Origin of the sequence: Paenibacillus sp. FSL M7-0802, assembly GCF_038004945.1 — a bacterium.
GTDB classification, from domain to species: Bacteria; Bacillota; Bacilli; order Paenibacillales; family Paenibacillaceae; genus Paenibacillus; species Paenibacillus polymyxa_B.
Map to the genome: position 1 here is coordinate 6171395 of NZ_JBBOSD010000001.1, position 16477 is coordinate 6187871.

The 16477-nt window shown below is 45.1% G+C and carries 16 protein-coding genes; 6 read left to right on the forward strand and 10 right to left on the reverse strand.

Annotation, left to right across the window (positions count from 1 at the left end):
- Positions 1–219: 219 nt before the first annotated feature.
- The 3 genes from MHB54_RS28180 to MHB54_RS28190 form a co-directional block, all read right to left on the reverse strand.
- Complete coding sequence (locus MHB54_RS28180) at positions 220–915, reverse strand: hypothetical protein (protein ID WP_076160904.1); 696 nt, start codon at positions 913–915, stop codon at positions 220–222.
- 97 nt (positions 916–1012) lie between these two features.
- Positions 1013–2056 carry a carbohydrate kinase family protein gene (locus tag MHB54_RS28185; protein ID WP_023988477.1) on the reverse strand — a complete coding sequence of 348 codons (1044 nt, stop codon included), beginning with the start codon at positions 2054–2056 and terminating at the stop codon, positions 1013–1015.
- 225 nt (positions 2057–2281) lie between these two features.
- Positions 2282–3571, reverse strand: coding sequence for a glycoside hydrolase family 27 protein (locus tag MHB54_RS28190; RefSeq protein WP_075154161.1), 1290 nt, complete (start codon positions 3569–3571; stop codon positions 2282–2284).
- A 210-nt stretch (positions 3572–3781) separates the two neighbouring features.
- On the opposite strand from MHB54_RS28190, the gene trhO reads away from it, so the two are divergent.
- Together trhO and MHB54_RS28200 are read left to right on the forward strand one after the other, a co-directional pair.
- Positions 3782–4675, forward strand: a complete 894-nt coding sequence (trhO, locus tag MHB54_RS28195) for an oxygen-dependent tRNA uridine(34) hydroxylase TrhO (RefSeq protein ID WP_264453818.1) — start codon at positions 3782–3784, stop codon at positions 4673–4675.
- Between the two features lie 209 nt (positions 4676–4884).
- Positions 4885–5811, forward strand: coding sequence for an AEC family transporter (locus MHB54_RS28200; RefSeq protein WP_069080113.1), 927 nt, complete (start codon positions 4885–4887; stop codon positions 5809–5811).
- Positions 5812–5828: 17 nt separating this feature from the next.
- Here MHB54_RS28200 and MHB54_RS28205 read toward each other — a convergent pair whose 3' ends face one another.
- Positions 5829–6608, reverse strand: coding sequence for an ABC transporter ATP-binding protein (locus MHB54_RS28205; RefSeq protein WP_023988473.1), 780 nt, complete (start codon positions 6606–6608; stop codon positions 5829–5831).
- Between the two features lie 194 nt (positions 6609–6802).
- A complete protein-coding gene (locus MHB54_RS28210) occupies positions 6803–7351 on the reverse strand; it encodes a CGNR zinc finger domain-containing protein (protein WP_023988471.1) in 549 nt (182 codons plus the stop codon).
- Positions 7352–7489: 138 nt separating this feature from the next.
- Here MHB54_RS28210 and MHB54_RS28215 point away from each other — a divergent pair, with 138 nt between their 5' ends.
- Positions 7490–7972: a DinB family protein gene (locus MHB54_RS28215; RefSeq protein WP_023988470.1), complete on the forward strand. Its 483-nt coding sequence runs from the start codon at positions 7490–7492 to the stop codon at positions 7970–7972.
- Positions 7973–8059: 87 nt separating this feature from the next.
- Here the strand turns inward: MHB54_RS28215 and MHB54_RS28220 are convergent, their stop codons facing one another.
- Positions 8060–8923 (reverse strand): YheC/YheD family protein, encoded by an 864-nt coding sequence (locus MHB54_RS28220; RefSeq protein ID WP_023988469.1) that lies wholly within the window; start codon positions 8921–8923, stop codon positions 8060–8062.
- Between the two features lie 207 nt (positions 8924–9130).
- On the opposite strand from MHB54_RS28220, the gene MHB54_RS28225 reads away from it, so the two are divergent.
- Together MHB54_RS28225 and MHB54_RS28230 are read left to right on the forward strand one after the other, a co-directional pair.
- Positions 9131–9967, forward strand: a complete 837-nt coding sequence (locus MHB54_RS28225; protein ID WP_023988468.1) for a DUF6492 family protein — start codon at positions 9131–9133, stop codon at positions 9965–9967.
- Between the two features lie 60 nt (positions 9968–10027).
- The gene (locus MHB54_RS28230; RefSeq protein ID WP_023988467.1) at positions 10028–11371 is read left to right on the forward strand and encodes a sugar phosphate nucleotidyltransferase; all 1344 of its coding nucleotides are present in this window, start codon (positions 10028–10030) and stop codon (positions 11369–11371) included.
- 216 nt (positions 11372–11587) lie between these two features.
- Here the strand turns inward: MHB54_RS28230 and MHB54_RS28235 are convergent, their stop codons facing one another.
- On the reverse strand, positions 11588–12331 hold the full coding sequence (locus MHB54_RS28235) for a succinylglutamate desuccinylase/aspartoacylase family protein (RefSeq protein WP_264453820.1): 744 nt from the start codon (positions 12329–12331) through the stop codon (positions 11588–11590).
- A 5-nt stretch (positions 12332–12336) separates the two neighbouring features.
- Positions 12337–13371, reverse strand: a complete 1035-nt coding sequence (locus MHB54_RS28240; protein WP_264453821.1) for a glycosyltransferase family 4 protein — start codon at positions 13369–13371, stop codon at positions 12337–12339.
- Positions 13372–13724: 353 nt separating this feature from the next.
- On the opposite strand from MHB54_RS28240, the gene MHB54_RS28245 reads away from it, so the two are divergent.
- Entirely contained in the window at positions 13725–14198 is a 474-nt protein-coding gene (locus MHB54_RS28245) for a C40 family peptidase (RefSeq protein WP_028541384.1), read from the forward strand.
- Between the two features lie 46 nt (positions 14199–14244).
- On the opposite strand, the gene MHB54_RS28250 is transcribed toward MHB54_RS28245, so the two are convergent.
- Positions 14245–15621 carry a sensor histidine kinase gene (locus MHB54_RS28250; protein WP_028541385.1) on the reverse strand — a complete coding sequence of 459 codons (1377 nt, stop codon included), beginning with the start codon at positions 15619–15621 and terminating at the stop codon, positions 14245–14247.
- Positions 15621–16331 carry a response regulator transcription factor gene (locus tag MHB54_RS28255; RefSeq protein ID WP_264453822.1) on the reverse strand — a complete coding sequence of 237 codons (711 nt, stop codon included), beginning with the start codon at positions 16329–16331 and terminating at the stop codon, positions 15621–15623. Before MHB54_RS28255 ends, MHB54_RS28250 begins: the two co-directional genes overlap by 1 nt.
- Positions 16332–16477 lie beyond the last annotated feature (146 nt).

Below are 16477 nucleotides of genomic sequence, written 5' to 3' on the forward strand. Positions count from 1 at the left end.
CACGGAACGGTCCTTCATCAGATAACGGCGTCTAGCCGGTAACGGTTTATCTTACAAACCGCTACAGCTCGCAAGGCAGGGAAACGTTCATTCGCGGCGAGAAACCTTTCAGCCCATGAGTTTCTTCTCTGTACAGCGGGTATTGAACCTTTGATCCTTGGTCTACACTATTCCTATATATTACAATTTTCACCACTTTACACGAAACGTAAGTTCTAGTCAAGGAGATGATCGTCTATCTGGAGCTGTCCAGGGACATGAACGATATTTAGATTTCAAGATAATCAAATTCCGTTGGTTACCATATTGCATAATGAGCGGCCAGATTTTAGGACGAATACGCCTGCGAAAACCCAGAACAAAACGGACAAAGCGAGGCGAAATATCCCAAATACGAACTGCTTCCTCCTTCACTCCTTTAGGTAGCTCCTTGGAAAACAGAAAACGGTTGAGCGAACGTGTGATAACGCCTGTTATTGCTTCAAGCGTACTAACATCCATTACAATGATCGTATCGGCGCGCTGGAGTCGCTCGGTAAAATAACGCTCATGATAATTCCCTTCGATGATCCACTCTTCCCTTTGGAGCACTTCACCCAGCTGTTTGAGAAATTGTTTGTCAGTGCTCCGCTTCCACTCCGGGCCCCAATACAAATCATCCAAAGAGATATACGGCAATTGAGTCCACATGGAAAGACGTTTGGCCAAAAAAGTCTTACCGCTTCCCGGCGAGCCGATCACGATAATACGTTTAGCGTGCTGCACAGCACGAAACTCGTTATCCTGTCCTGCATGTAAGGGCCGCATGGAATAGATCAATCGATAGAGTAAACCTACTACCAAAGAACCTCCCTTTAAAAGCAAATAAAGGAGGCACAGTGGCAGAAAAACAATTACGTATTTCACACTGTCCATCAGACAACATGCTCCTTTTACAAATTCAATAATTGAGGCCATTACGTACGTGAAGCTCCAAATACGCGTTGTTGTAGGGTAGAGTTCTCTTGATTACTTATGTATCTTTCTTTTTAAAATACACGCCCTTGAAAAACACAAAATTTTGCGAATGTGTGCCATACAGCTCCTGAAACCTAGAATGGAGTTTATTCATAGAAAGGGTCTCTGAAACCGTCCGATCCGTTTGCAGGGTCAAGTCGACACAGCTAATTCCAAATTGGCACACTTGCTCCATAGGATAACCTTGGGTAATACCATAAATCATCCCGGCAATAAAAGCATCATCTGCGCCTGTGACATCAATGACCTCTTGAACAGGATGCATAGGAATTTGTCCATGAGTTCCATCCTGAGAGGCGTACAAAACACGATCAGCACCGCAGATAAAAATGACATTTTGAACCCCAAGTTTGTGAAAAATCCGGGTGGCATCCAACATATGCTGATCATCTGTAAGTTCTAGCCCCAAATAGGCTTCAGCCTCCACCGGTTTACATACCAGCCATTCCACCCCATGCAAATTTCGGGGAAGCTTTCTCATCTTGGAGGCTGATACCGAAGAAACGACAATCGGAACCCGATGCTCATGGCAGACATGTATGGTGGCCGCAATTACGTTCATAGAGAAATTAGTGTCCAGCAGAACCAGTCGGGACGAGGCGATTAAAGGAGCATTTTCAAAAATTACTGAAGGACGAATCTGATCATAAATCTCCATTTCTGCTGTCGCTACAATCAGTTCACCACGCTCGTTCAGCAAGGCAGTATAAACCCCAGTTGACGGTTCACCTTTGACTTGTAGAGGAACCACGTGCATGTAACGGCTGGATTGTTCGATAATAAATTCACCTTCCGCATCGTCCCCAACCGCAGTTAGCAGGCTGACCCGCTGACTCAACCTCCCTAAATTTTCGGCTACATTTCGTGCTACCCCACCGCAAGATTGCAGCCTTGTACTGCTCGGATTGGAGGTATGAAGCTGAAATGTACCTTTAATCATGATTTTACGATCCAGATTGGCCCCCCCGATACATAATATTGGTTTGCTAGAGGGCCAAGGCTCGTCCTGTTCATTTTTGTGGATTTTTTTTAATTTCATCATTTGACTCCTTTCTCGAGTCTATTCGTTAGAATGATTTAAATTTGTACAGAAATAGGCACTATATAAAATTAACACGTTCCAAATGTCATATTCCCAAGAATAATGTCGAGTTCGTTAAAATATCCTAAAGTTACACATGCAAAAAAACACCCTATCGTAAAGATGCCTTCCACTTTTACGATAAGGTGCTTGGGTTGGAACTGCGCATAGTTCTTCCTTACATTATTTCAAAATAAATAGAGCTGCTCCGTGAGGAGGTAAATCTGCGGACAGTTCTTGTGCTAAAACACCTAAATCTATATGGTTCCATAAATCTCTGGCATTTGCCTGCCCTTCAATACCAAGGTCTTTTAAGGATACACGCACCTTTGAAGCTTCATCTCCAGCATTAAACAAAGCTACATATACATGACCCTCCTCGTTATGTGAAGTCCAAACGATATGTTCATCCTTTCTATACACCTGCCGCGCATTCAAACCGTTACGATGAGCATTTAACACTTCTTCATTAGTTAGCAAGGAAAGGGTCCATGCATCATTATCCCGCAGTTCCCCCCCGAACATCAGTGGAGATCGGAAAATGCTCCACAAGGTCATCATCGTTAGCTGCTCATCCTTCGTAAAGCGTGTCCATCGGTCATGGCTGCCGGAATCTACCGAATCTACCGAACGAATACCCAGATGACCCAGTGGTAGCATGTCGCAATCCGGCCAGTGACCTGGACCTACATGTTCCGCCCATTTTTCGCAGCGCTCAAACATACCATACAGTAAAGGCCATACATCCCAGAAGTCATCCGTCATACGCCACATATTCGCGTTTGCGATTAAATCGGATGCATGCTCCAGCGGTGCCGGACCAGGCGATAGACTCAACACCATCGGACGTCCGCATTGGGCGATAGCTCGCCTAATCAATTCAATTTCCGCCAAATGAATACCATAGAGACGTGATGCAGCAATGTCATCTACTTTGACAAAATCCACACCCCATTCCGCATACAGGTCAAACAATGAATTATAGTACTCCTGTGCGCCCTCCTTGGATGCATCTACCCCATACATATCTGTGTTCCAAGGACAAATAGAGTTGGGATGCGCAATTTGTCTCGCCGTGGCTGTGGTTCCCAAAATCGGGGTATCCTGGTGCACCGCCTGACGGGAGATGCCTCTCATAATATGTATACCAAATTTCAATCCCAGTCCGTGTACATATTCCGCAAGAGCTTGGAAGCCTCGTCCATCTGCTGCCGAAGGAAAACGATTCACCGCTGGAATAAGACGTGAAAATGAATCCATTTCCAATGGGACAAACGGGCGATACTGTGAAGATACTGCTCCTGACTCATACCACTGAATATCTACCACGACATATTCCCAACCATATTCCTTCAGGTGCTCCGCCATATATTGAGCATTTCCCCGTACTTCCTCTTCCCGTACTGCTGCACCGTAGCAATCCCAGCTATTCCACCCCATAGGGGGTGTATGCGCTGTCAAATGATGTTTCATTTCATTCATCCTTTCATCTAGTAGAACTCATCCTGCTACTAAAAATCCCCTCATCACTACGTTACTATTATAATGTAAACCCTTACTTTTGTCGCTCGTCATCTTTTCCATTTCCACTTTTTATACATTTAAGTTGACTAACTTAAAGAATGTGGTACATTTAAAATTGCTTGTTAAAAAACTTTGACTTGAATCAGAGGGTGATTTTACGTGTGTGAACATGCTTATCGAATTTTGTTGTTTTACAAATATGTCAACATTGAAGATCCTGCCACCTTTACGGCAGAGCATCTGGCTTACTGCAAGGAGCTGGGCGTCAAGGGAAGAATCTTGATTGCTGCGGAAGGAATCAACGGAACACTGTCTGGTACAGTAGAGCAAACGGAGCAATATATGCGTGATTTGCGCGCCAATCCGAAATTCCACGATATCGTTATTAAAATAGATGAGTCTGACGGTCATGCGTTCAAGAAAATATTTGTACGCCATCGTCAGGAGCTTGTTACGCTGCGTCATGAAGATGAGCTGGACCCTAATGAAATTAGCGGTAAGCGTCTGTCACCAAAGGAGTTTTATGAACAGCTTCAAGATGAAGATGTAGTTGTTCTGGACGGACGTAATGACTATGAATATGACATCGGTCATTTCCGCGGGGCTATTCGCCCCGAAGTCGAATCGTTCCGTGAATTTCCACAATGGATTCGCGACAATATGACTCAGTTCAAGGACAAGAAAATCCTGACGTACTGCACCGGAGGTATCCGTTGCGAAAAGTTGTCCGGTCTTCTGATCAAAGAAGGATTTAACGATGTAGGCCAGTTGGATGGCGGCATTGTGACTTACAGCAAGGACCCGGAAGTACAAGGACGTTTATTTGACGGTAAATGCTACGTGTTTGACGAACGAATCTCGATTCCGATCAATCATACGGATGAGGACGTCATTGTTGGCAAGTGCTTCCATTGTGAAACGCCGAGCGATCATTATATCAATTGCCCGGTGTGCAATCTCCAGCATATCGTATGTCCGGATTGCGGAGAACAGCATCAGCACTATTGCTCTGACGATTGCCGAATCAAAGCGGAAACCGTGGCTACTGCATAAATTAGCAGCATCATTGGTTCATTATAACAAGAGGGATGCCCTATTAGCCGTTCAACATGGCTGTGGGCATCCCTTTTGTTGTTTTCACAATAAGTGTCGAAAGCTTCATAGTATGTACCTATGACCTTGATTGTATTTTCATCTTGGACGGGCTCGAAAGTAGCGTCTTATAATGGAAAATGTCATTACAGAAAGGATGGGTGGAATTCATGATTCAAATCGTACTTTCAACTCTATTATCCGTTATCGTTCCGCTGTCCATTCCGGTGATCGCCGGATTTTTACTCGGCAAATTCATGAAGCTGGAAACGAAACCGCTCTCGACTTTGTATTTATATTTTTTAAGCCCCGCAATGATTCTGGACACGCTACTCAAAGCACAGCTTTCCTGGCATGATGTGGCGCAGACTGCCGCTTTTTCAATACTGAACCTGCTGCTGTTGTGGGGAATTGCACAATTAGCGGGGAAAATCTTTAGACTGAGCACTCCGGAAACGGCTGGACTTACCTTAATCTCTACGCTGACCAATAGTGCAAATTATGGCCTGCCCCTTATTTTACTTGCCTTTGGGCAGCTCGGTCTGGATAAAGCCTCCGTGTATGTCGTCATCCAGATGATTATGGTCAATACCATTGGCGTTTACTTTGCAGCCCGCTCTGAATTTTCTGTTCAAAGTGCTGTTAAGTCGGTGTTTTCACTTCCTGCGATCTATGCAGCTCTACTTGCCATGGGACTGCGGTTGCTGGACTGGCATCTTCCCTTAGGGATTCAGTCAGGCGTCTCGATGATTGCTGCCGCCTATTCTCCGGTCGTGCTTGCGATCCTTGGTACCCAGATGGCTTATGTAAAAATATTCAAGCTGGAGTCGTCTATTAAAAAAGCCAGCTATGCCGGACTAACAATTCGGCTTCTACTCTCGCCGCTTGCGGCTTGTCTTGCTATGCTGATACTGGGAATTTCAGGCCTTTTGTTCTCCGTTCTCTTCATTTTGGCCTCGATGCCGGTTGCTGTGAATGCTGTCATTTTAGCAGAAAAATTTAATGCATCGCCAAAACTGGTTTCCACCTGCATCCTGTGGAGCACGCTTGCCTCATTCCTGATTTTGCCTATTCTGATTATGTTGGTAGCAGGTTAGCGAGCAAAAAAGACTCTCTACACCATAGAGAGCCATGCGCGATTCTGTCTCCATTCTACTTGCACAGGCGTTTCAAAAAAAGCACTAAGCGTTTCACTGCTTAGAATATCAGTCGTTTTACCTTTGGCAAATACCGTGCCCCGGCGGATTAGAATCGTATGCGTGTACATCGGTAGAATTTCTTCGATATGATGTGTAACATACAGTAAATTCGGCGAAGCCGGCGACTCCGATAACTGGCGAACGCTATCCAGCAATGCTTCCCGGGAGAAAAAGTCCAAACCATTACACGCCTCGTCCAAAATCAGTAGCTTGGGCGAGGCCATTAATGCACGGGCGATAAGCACTTTTTGCTTTTCTCCCTGTGAGCATCCCTGATACAACCGATCCACCAGATGAGCACACCCCAGTTGTGTCATAAGCTGAACGGCCTGTTCATAATCTGTATCCGTCGTCTGATCATAAAGTCCAATGGAGGCAAATTTGCCACTAATGACAACATCCTGCGTACGCTGACTCCCATTAATTCTTTCCTGTAAAGAGGAACTGACCCAACCGATAGATTTGCGCAGTTCCCTCAGATCCACATCTCCAAAGGTATGGCCCAATACACCGACACTACCTGTGGTTGGCCATATGTAACCGTTAATCATATTGAGCATCGTTGTTTTACCTGACCCATTCAAGCCGAGTACAGCCCAGTGCTCTCCCTCAGCTACCTGCCAATTGATTTGGTCCAGTATGGTGCGGTTATCTCTCTTCCAGCTTACATTGTTAAGTTCAATGACAGAATTCATGGCATACATCCTTTCTATTCGTCGTATCATCAGATGTTTATACGCATAGTAAAGATCATCGTTAGTACGTCTAGCTTCTCTTTCATGTAAGCATAGCATAGGGTCACTGGTTGTTCAATTTTAAATAACCCACTCCATTGTTCATATAGGAGTGGGCTCAACATGTACTGCTCATGTAAATTCTCTCGCTTCATCTACTGTTTCTTACGTTCGCGAAATCGACGTACCTTCATCAAATTACCGCACATCTTATCGTCGCAAAATCGCTTTGACCGATTTCGGGTATCATCGTAAAATACCCATCGGCAATCGGTATTATCGCAAATACGAATTCTAGAGCCGCCGCTATTGACGAATGCCTGGGCAAAATCGGCTACCACCTCTGCCAGCACTTTTTTCCAGCCGTTTGCCACAGGTTCCAGCACAATGTTGAAATGCTCATCCTGTTGCTTTAATAAGCGAGTGACCGGCCCCCCTTCTATCATCTTCCGGTTAATCGTATCCACCAGATCAGATGTCATTTGTCCTCCGGAAGTCAGGTGCTCAGCGAAGCTACGCAATTCCCGCCGGAGAATTTGCATTTCTTCGATATCTTCTGCACTGGCTGGGACCGGAGCGGAAAATTGCCACTGTATGAGAAAGTCATTTTGCCATTCCGGCTTCAACAAACGATCTTCTGAACGCCCGCTACCTCTCCAGTCATGCCATTCGCTGTTTACAAAATCAGTCCAAAGTGTATTCAAAAGAGTTCCCCCTACCGCCTGTAACCACTAAAATCATTTTAACTGGTTGCAAATCTTATTTTGTCATGCTACATTATTAATTGTAACGATTTATTCTACATTTAGCTAGTTACATCCCTACAAAAGGAGTTGGGTTAGGTGAGCCGAGATCGAGTAAATATGCTGGTATTGCAAAGAGAAAATTCATGGGATAAGGAAGAATGGATTGTTCCTCTTGCCGCAGCACTTCACGGTGTGAATACACAGGAAGCCACTTGGACACCACCAGGTGGAGGAAACACGATTTGGCAAACGGTTCGTCACATTAATTATTACAATGAGCGTATTTTGAGACGTTTAACTGACCGACCTGTAAGCTCAACTGGAATAAGCAACGATGAGACATTCGGTCCGCCAGGGGATACTGAAGACCATGAAGGATGGCAGAAGACACTGAAAGAAGCAGAAGCTATTGTAAACCAACTGCTTGTCGCCATTACTGCTTTGACTGATGCTGATCTGGATAAGCCTTTCGGCTCCGAAACTCTCGGTGCAGAATTATCGCGGTGGACGCTGCACGATGCATATCATAGTGGACAAATCGTACTTATACGTAAACAACTGGGTACTTGGCGCGTTTAAAAATAAATATCCTAATTAAAAAGGATGAATTATGAAATATTCATCCTTTTTTCTGTATTAGCTGCTGGCAATGAAGCAATCTACTGGTCAAGATATTTTTTCTTTTTTTGAATCTTTAATTACATTCTTATTTTTATCTTTACTCTTATCTTTATTCTTGTCTTTATTTGTATCTTTGCTTGGGACGGAGACTTTCCTTTTTTCATTAGCCAGTCGCCAATAGCTTAACACTTTACGGTACATGGACTTATCTGTTAATTGGTTAAAAATATATGGGTCCGGCTTCGTATTCACCTCAATAATCCACGGGATAAAGCGATGATCCAGTCCAATGTCCACACCAATTTGCCGGAAATTCGGATATGTTTTTTGCAGTTGTTTGGCGATGGTAAGACCCAGTTCATTTAGTTTCTTGACCAGCTCCGCCTGTTTGCTTTGCGATAAATGGGATTTTAGTAACTGCTCCAAGGCCATCGGCTTACCACCACTATGATAGTTAGTCACGATTTTACGAGGATGACCAAGACGTCCAATAATTCCGGTAGACTCCCATAGCCCTTTTTCATTCCGCTGCACCATAACCCGAATATCAAAATAACGCATTTGATGGCGTAGTAAATGGATTCCCTTTTGAATGAGATAACTTTTCTTCCCCGTATGTTTCGATAGGCTGGTATATAGTGCATCCAAATGTTTGAATTCTTGACGCGTTTCCTCATATTGATAGGCGAAACGCTGGCCGGCCTCCTGCTCTACTCTCATTACACCTTTACCAAAGGTACCTCGCTCGGGTTTTACATAGACCATACCGTATTTCTCCAGCATTGACTTCAAATTTGCTTTGTTATATTTGCGAGTTTCTGGTACATAAGGTTTGATGCTTCCATGCTGGAGCAACAATTGGGTTTTATGCCATTTGCTGCGCAACGCCTGCGCTTGTGAAGAATTCACTTGCCCCTCTCCTCTCTACTCTCAGGTAGAACGCTCCTGTTAAAAAAGATCAATCTATCGTATGCGCTAACTCCCCATTCGAAGCTTCATCAGCCCTGTCCTGCATAGAAATGGACGTTTGACCTGCCCGGTCGAAAACGCCTGTCCAAGCATACGATATTGGGAGACGCTGGGAGCGTATATTTGCACATATAGGGAGTGAATAACATGTCAGCGCAATCGGATGGGCCACGAGAGGGTTCCCTTACAATCGATATTCTGATTCCCGCAATTGATAAAGATATTGCCACACTACCGCTGGTGATTGACAGTCTGCGCCGTCACGTGCAGCACCGAATTGGAACTATTTATATCGTTTCACCGCAAAGCACCGGGATTCGCCGTCTGTGCGTAAACAAGAAATGTACATTTATAGACGAAAAAACGGTGCTGCCCATCACCAAAAAACATATTCATTACGGGACAACGCGCTGGGACCGCTCAGGCTGGCTGTATCAACAATTGCTCAAAATGAATGGCGACAAAATCAGTAAAGCCTCTTTTTTTCTCGTCATTGACGCGGACACGATTTTGATTCGTCCACATACGTTCCGTAAAGACGGAAAAACGATTTTTTACTACCGCAGCTGGAGCCAGCCTGAGTATTTTCGCACCTATCACAAGCTGATAGGCGTTAAAGCTCCCTCACCAAAGTCCTTTGTTACTCACTATATGCTTTTTGAAAAAGCTCGGCTTACCCAGCTCAAGCAAGTTATCGAGGCCCGACATGGAAAACCTTGGTACAGCGCAATTATCCACAGTATAGACCGGACAAAACAGTTTGGGTTTTCCGAATATGAAACGTATGCCAACTATTTATACAGCAATCAACCCTCTCGGATGATTTTGCGCAAGTCATTGAATAAAGCGCTTCATAGTCGGGCTTCTTCCCTGTCGCAAAAACAATTGGATGTCTTGGCCAAGAGCTATCGCTCCTTATCTTTTCATCAACGCAAGGTGTACCAGCTTGCTCCAAAAACAAAGATTGAATCATCGCTAAAATAGTTCTTAAAATCCTGCAAAATGATGCAGTACAATGGATCTGCATTGAAGGAGGAAACGTCCGTGCGCATCGTATTGTTATGCGGTGGTGCCGGAAAACGGCTATGGCCACTATCCAACGAAATCCGGTCGAAGCTGTTTCTCCGGTTGTTGTCCGCTCCTGACGGGCGAAAGGAATCTATGCTCAGCCGGGTGTACCGTCAGCTCACCTTAGCCGGGCTGGATTCCTCAGCCCTGCTTCTGGCTCATCGGAGTCAGGTAAATCTAGCCTTTCGCCATACAGAAGGTCGTCTGCCCGTTCTAGGCGAGCCTGCCAAACGGGGAACCTTCACCGCAGCTGCACTGGCGGCTGCTTATTTTCACACCAGAGGCACGGGGCTGGATGAAGTTCTCTGCATTGCTCCAGCGGACATGTATGCAGGGGAGGATTTCTTCCATAGCATAGCAGCGCTCTCCGGCTTATTGCTTGAGAGCGGAGCCGATCTGGCTATGCTTGGGACAAGGCCTACTCATCCCTCCGACCAATACGGCTATGTCGTTCCGGGTCTGCAAATGATACGGGAAGGGAAAACTTCTTATGCGCAAGTTGCCCGCTTCACAGAAAAGCCGGATCTCTCCGGGGCACAACAGCTTATTCATCAGGGCGCGCTGTGGAACTGTGGTGTTTACGCTTTTACATTACGGTATATGCTGTCCTGTATGGAGCGAAGTTATTTGCCGCTGAACGATAAAGCATTATGCGCAATGTATGATAGCCTCCCGGTTCGCAGTTTTGATGAGGAGATTGCAGAGCGTGCCGAACATGCCATCGTCCTGCCCTACGATGGCGAATGGCACGACATCGGCAACTGGCAGGCCCTAACAGAGCAGCTAAGCAGCCAAGTGATCGGGCGTGGACAGATTAGTGGTCAGACTCTTGGTACGCACATCGTCAATGAGCTGCCCTATCCAATTCATGTCATTGGCGTGGAAGATATTATTGCTGCTGCGAGTCCCGACGGCATTCTCATTGCGTCCAAGAGCCATGCCCACGTAATCAAGGAGCAGCTAGGTAAACTTCAACTTCACCCCATGCATGGTGAAACCTCTTGGGGCAGTTACCGGGTGCTGGACGAGTTTGATCATCGGAGTCTGAACGATATACTGGCCATACGGCTGACGGTACTGCCAGATCACCGCTTGAATGGCCGTATTCACGGCAGTGGACTTAAAGTATGGACGATTGTGTCCGGTCGTGGAGAGGTCATGCTGAACGGAGAGCGTTTTGCTGCCGCAAGCGGTTCTGTATTTAGCATTCCGGTTGATACGTATCACACGATCCGTGCCGATCTGGATACACCACTGGAGCTGATTGAGGTACGTCTGGGGAACAGCTTGGTGAATGCCTTCTATAAATCCGAGGCCTGACAACACATAGATCAGGATTTTGCAAAATTCGATTCCAGTCGCTCCAAAGTGCAATATATAGACGAACTAGAGCATTGCGATCTATATATTGTTCATTGGAAGTCGCTTATTAGATTTTTGCAAAATCCTCAGATATAACATAGCACGCTGAACGGAGGTCGCACATAATAAATCGCTCCTGAGCAAGGTGAAAAAATCCTTGCTCCAGAAGCGATTTTATTTTGTGATGCCATATTTTCTTGAGATAATAGTTCTAACCTTGGCAGATAAATATACCTCGTTGCCTTTGACTATTCCGGCTTCTTTTAAAAAATGCCGGACAATCTCTAACTGATAGTGTATGCGTACTTTCTTGGGCAGGCTCCAACCCGTTTCCACGGTAACCGCGCGTGCACCTAAAATGCGGGCTGCAGCAGTGCGGGAGGAACCTGGGAGCTCATGCAGCCGAATGTTGAAATGTCGGTCGCTCACCTGGATGGAGCGATTCATTCGCTTAATAATCCGGCGAACCGCAGGAACCACCGAATTGGCTTTGTTGGTGATTAGCGTTTGACCAAGCACCTTGGAATCCTTTTGTGACAATCCGTTAGCCTCATGCAAGTCGAGATACCATTCCGGTTGATGCTTTTGTGTTAATTTGAATAGAGCAGCGGAAAGTGGTTGTGTTGCCAGCTGCTTTTTTTTGCGCGGAAAGGTTCGATTAAGATCAGGTATTCCTCTAATCCGTTTGCGGTAAGCCTCTTGATTTACAATCGGTACAATTATAAGCTTACCCTGGCTAAATCGCAGTTTTTGCTGATTCAAAAGCTTTACCAGTTTCTCAGCAGCTCGTATGCTTGCTATTTCTTTACCATGTATTCCCGCCACCACCATCACACACGGACCTTTCTGTGCCCCTGTGGCTATATAATAAGGAGTTGCCCAAGAGCCCTTTCCGAGCATATACCGTTTAACCTGCATTCCCCTCACCTCCGTGTAGGCTGTCGTTGTCCTCTCTTGTGTTCTCTCCGACGGATGATTTCACGGTATAGTCTTAAGTAGTTACTGGTCATCTGTTTGTTGGTAAATCTTTGAGTCACATACAAACGCAGCTTCGCTGGTGACGGGTAGTTTTTTTGCTGTGCTTTTCGTGCCATTTGGCTAACCGATTTGCAAATCAACTGTGGAAAGCCCGAGAGCACCTCGGGAACGGAGCCGTTTTTTAATGCCAGCACTGGTGTTCCACAAGCCATGGCCTCAACCATAACGAGTCCAAATGGCTCTTCCCACAGTGTCGGAAACAACAGACACTCTGCATGTTTCAGCAATTTCTGTTTCTGCTCGCCTCCAACTGCCCCCACATAGCGTATATTCGGATTACGCTGAATTCGTTTCTGAATCTCTTTGCGGAAAAATTCTGGAGCTTTGATAGGACCTGCAATAAGCAGTTTTTTTCCTGTTCGTTCTGCAACCTGAATGGCCTGCAATACACCTTTATTTCGTATAATTCTGCCCATGAACAGCAAGTAGCCACGCTTCTCACTGCTGAACTCGTATTCATGTGTGTTAATGCCGTTATAGATATAAAATCCTTTGCCCCTGCCCATCAGCTGACGTGCTCGTTTACTGACATATACCGGGTTTTTACCGTGTCTCTTCACTGGAAGATGAACGGTGCATACTGATGGACAAGGCAGCTTCCTACGCCCTACAGCAGAACGAAAGGTATGATCATGAATGATATGTGTGTCGGAAGGCATATGCCGGAGTACATATTGGGGGATCTGACTATGTTTCAAACCCTTGGGATAGGTAATCAACCGCGCACTGCTCCTGCTCCCAAGAGCGGCAAAAAGAGATACATGATGCCCTCGTCTCACCAATTCCTCAGTTAATTCATGCACGACCTTTTCCGTTCCGCCCTTGTTGGAGGGTACCGGCTGTGCATCTGGATAGTTGGAAATGACCTGAACAATGGTTAGACGCCGTTTTTTGAGTGCTTTATTCTGCTTTGAAGCCATACGAATTCCCCTTCCTGACCGGAAATACGGTGTGATCCTTACAATGTCAACGGGAATCAGAGCATACTCCCGTACAAGTTATAAATTGTAGTATATAGGTATGTATATTTTGCGTGATTGCTTGTGCCAATCGTCTGCAAGTCGCTTTTTGTCATACGAGCCTATCTATAAGTGGAGCCTATACAATTTGTCAAGCCAAAATTAAGGAGAAAATTCTCATCGTTTTCTAATAAATGAGGACAAAGCGTTGGGGTAACAGGTTTGTAACCATGAGTGGTAAATTCCGGATATTTTATTTGTGTTATTGTCATTTCAGGACATCAACACAATACGAATAACGGAGGAATTTATATATGAAACATACTTCTAAAAAATTGTGGATGGGTATTTGCTTTACTATGACTTTGGCATTGAGCGCAGGGAGCTTCGTCGTTGGACCAGCCACCACTCATGCTGCTTCGGCAAGTAAAGCTGATCGGATTATTTCTAAAGGCTCCCAGTTTATGGGCGTGCGTTATGAGCATGGAGCCCCAGCTGGCAATACAAGCTCTTTTGACTGCTCTTCATTCACTCAATATGTATTTGCACAAAATGGCATTAAGCTACCACGTTCGTCTAGACAGCAATCAACTGTTGGCACTTTTGTACCGCGTAGTCAGCTGAAAAAAGGCGATTTGGTCTTTTTCTATGCACCAATTCATCATGTAGCCATTTACATGGGGAACGGCAAAATTCTGCATACGTATGGTAAAGGCGGCGTAACGGTTACAGATCTAAATTCCGGATGGTGGAGTCGCAATTACACAACAGCACGTCGTGTCCTTTAGAATAAATTTCAGATGATAAAAAGGGCTGTCCCGCTAGTAGATATATCTACTGGAGGGACAGCCTTTCCTGTTGTCTTTGGGGCAGCGTGACGATGACTACCGTTCCTTCTCCTTCTACGCTCTCCATGCGTATCGTACCCTGATGGGCATCTGTAATTGCCTTGGCAATTGGCAACCCCAGCCCCGTTCCTCCGGTTTTACGATGCCTGGAGCTATCTACCCGATAAAATCGTTCAAAGACCCGCTTGATCTCGCCCTCAGGTATTCCGATCCCATAATCCTTAACCTGGATATAGACATCCTTTTCATCTGTAGATAACCCTATTTCGATCTCATCCGAGCTGTATTTTAATGCATTATCCAGCAGGATCACTAGCAACTGCTTTATTTTTGTCAGATTGGCATCCAGCCAAATTTCGTTCTCTTCTGTTAAAATAGAAATTTGACGATCATGTACAGGCTTGAGATGCGCTACCACCTGTTGACAACAACCGATCATTTCTATCCGCTCATGCGGCTCAGGATCTTTCTGCTGTGAGGAGGCAAGAGTCAGCAACTGCTGTGTCATCGTACGCATTCGCTGAGTTTCTTCATAGATCGATTCAATGGATTCCTTACGAATGTCCTCGTCACGCGTGCCCCACCGCCGCAGCATGTTGGCATAGCCCTCAATAATCATAAGAGTGGTGTTCAGCTCATGTGAGGCATCTGAAACAAACTGCTGCTGGCTCTGAAAGCTTTCTTCTAATCTCTCCATCATTCGGTTAAAAGTGGCGGTCATTTGGGACAATTCATCTTGATTATGACTGCCAGCGGGGATTTTTTTAAATTTCAAGCTTCTTTCAATTTCCTGCATCGTTTGAATACTACTGGAAATCGGCAGCAATATGGCATTCGCCAAAATCGTGCTTCCTACCAAGCTTAGCAACATAGCCCCTACAGTCGATGTGATGAGAATCGTATTTAAAATATCGAGATTGGTTTCGAGTGCATCCCATTTTTCCACGATCTCCAGCGTCCCCTTCTGATTGCCCTCCAGAGAAAGCACAGGCAGATGGATAACCAGAATTTTATGACCCTGTACATCTGTCAGTTGAGAGCTTTGAGAAGTGTTAAAACGTATATCGCCCAGCTTAAAGCGGGACTGGCGACTTACTTCATACAAAAGTCGGGATTGCTGATCAAATACCCTCAAAATGGTATCTCCAGAAAGCTCATCTTTCAGTTTGGGGCCCCATGCATTCTTCAGAATCATCGTGGGTCCGGTTTCGGCAATGATTTCAGTCCACTTATTTTGCAGCACTTCTCTTTCATTTCGCGTAGCGATTTTGACGAACAATAGGTGAACTGTAACATCCACAAACAGGAGTATCGACATCACTAAAATAGAACTGAGCAGGGTGATTTTGGTCCGAAGCTTCACTAGTCTTCCTCCCGGATGAAGTACCCAACACCGCGCACGGTTTTTATCAATTTCTTTTTGTATCCATGATCAATTTTTTTGCGAACATACCGGATATACACATCTACGACATTCGTATCACCGACAAAATCAAATCCCCACACGTCCTGAATCATTTGATCCCGCTGCAATACCTGATTTTTGTGCTCCATCAGATAAAGAAGCAGATCATATTCTTTTGGCGTCAGTTCGATTCGGTTTCCTTCCCGCACCACTGACCTAGTTTTGCGTTCCAACACCAAACTATCCACTTGGAGCCTAGACGACGGCTTGTCCTCTTCTTGTAAAGCGGTAGCTGTTGGCTCCATTTGATGCCTCATACTGGCCCGCATCCGCGCTAATAACTCCTCGATCTCAAAAGGCTTCGTAATGTAATCATTGGCACCTTCATCCAGACCTGAAACCTTATCAGGAGTCGTGTTACGTGCAGTGACCATAATTACTGGTGTATGATTGTCCACTTTTCGAATCTGCTTCAGTACCTCGACCCCGTTCATCTCCGGCAGCATTACATCCAAAATGATGATATCCCATGTACGTGCTAGAGCTTTTTCCAATCCTTCTCTGCCCGTCTGTGCGATTTCAACTGCATATCCTTCATGGGATAACTCCAACTGAAGCAATCTGGATATCTTCTCTTCATCATCAATGACCAGCACCGACTTTTCCATCGCAAAACCACCTATTTTCTATAGAAAAAACAAATGAGTAATGGAAATGACATTCATTTTTTATTTGATTTTAAGCTTTTATCCGTGTAGTCGCTCTATAATATAACTTTGTTATTCAATTTTTTGATGTTAAGGAGTAATTTATT

Bases quoted from the DNA above. Each gene is read 5' to 3' on its own strand.
- MHB54_RS28180 (WP_076160904.1), bottom strand. From the start codon at position 915: ATGGACAGTGTGAAATACGTAATTGTTTTTCTGCCACTGTGCCTCCTT.
- MHB54_RS28185 (WP_023988477.1), bottom strand. From the start codon at position 2,056: ATGAAATTAAAAAAAATCCACAAAAATGAACAGGACGAGCCTTGGCCC.
- MHB54_RS28190 (WP_075154161.1), bottom strand. From the start codon at position 3,571: ATGAAACATCATTTGACAGCGCATACACCCCCTATGGGGTGGAATAGC.
- MHB54_RS28200 (WP_069080113.1), top strand. From the start codon at position 4,885: ATGATTCAAATCGTACTTTCAACTCTATTATCCGTTATCGTTCCGCTG.
- MHB54_RS28205 (WP_023988473.1), bottom strand. From the start codon at position 6,608: ATGAATTCTGTCATTGAACTTAACAATGTAAGCTGGAAGAGAGATAAC.
- MHB54_RS28225 (WP_023988468.1), top strand. From the start codon at position 9,131: ATGTCAGCGCAATCGGATGGGCCACGAGAGGGTTCCCTTACAATCGAT.
- MHB54_RS28235 (WP_264453820.1), bottom strand. From the start codon at position 12,331: ATGCAGGTTAAACGGTATATGCTCGGAAAGGGCTCTTGGGCAACTCCT.
- MHB54_RS28240 (WP_264453821.1), bottom strand. From the start codon at position 13,371: ATGGCTTCAAAGCAGAATAAAGCACTCAAAAAACGGCGTCTAACCATT.
- MHB54_RS28245 (WP_028541384.1), top strand. From the start codon at position 13,725: ATGAAACATACTTCTAAAAAATTGTGGATGGGTATTTGCTTTACTATG.
- MHB54_RS28255 (WP_264453822.1), bottom strand. From the start codon at position 16,331: ATGGAAAAGTCGGTGCTGGTCATTGATGATGAAGAGAAGATATCCAGA.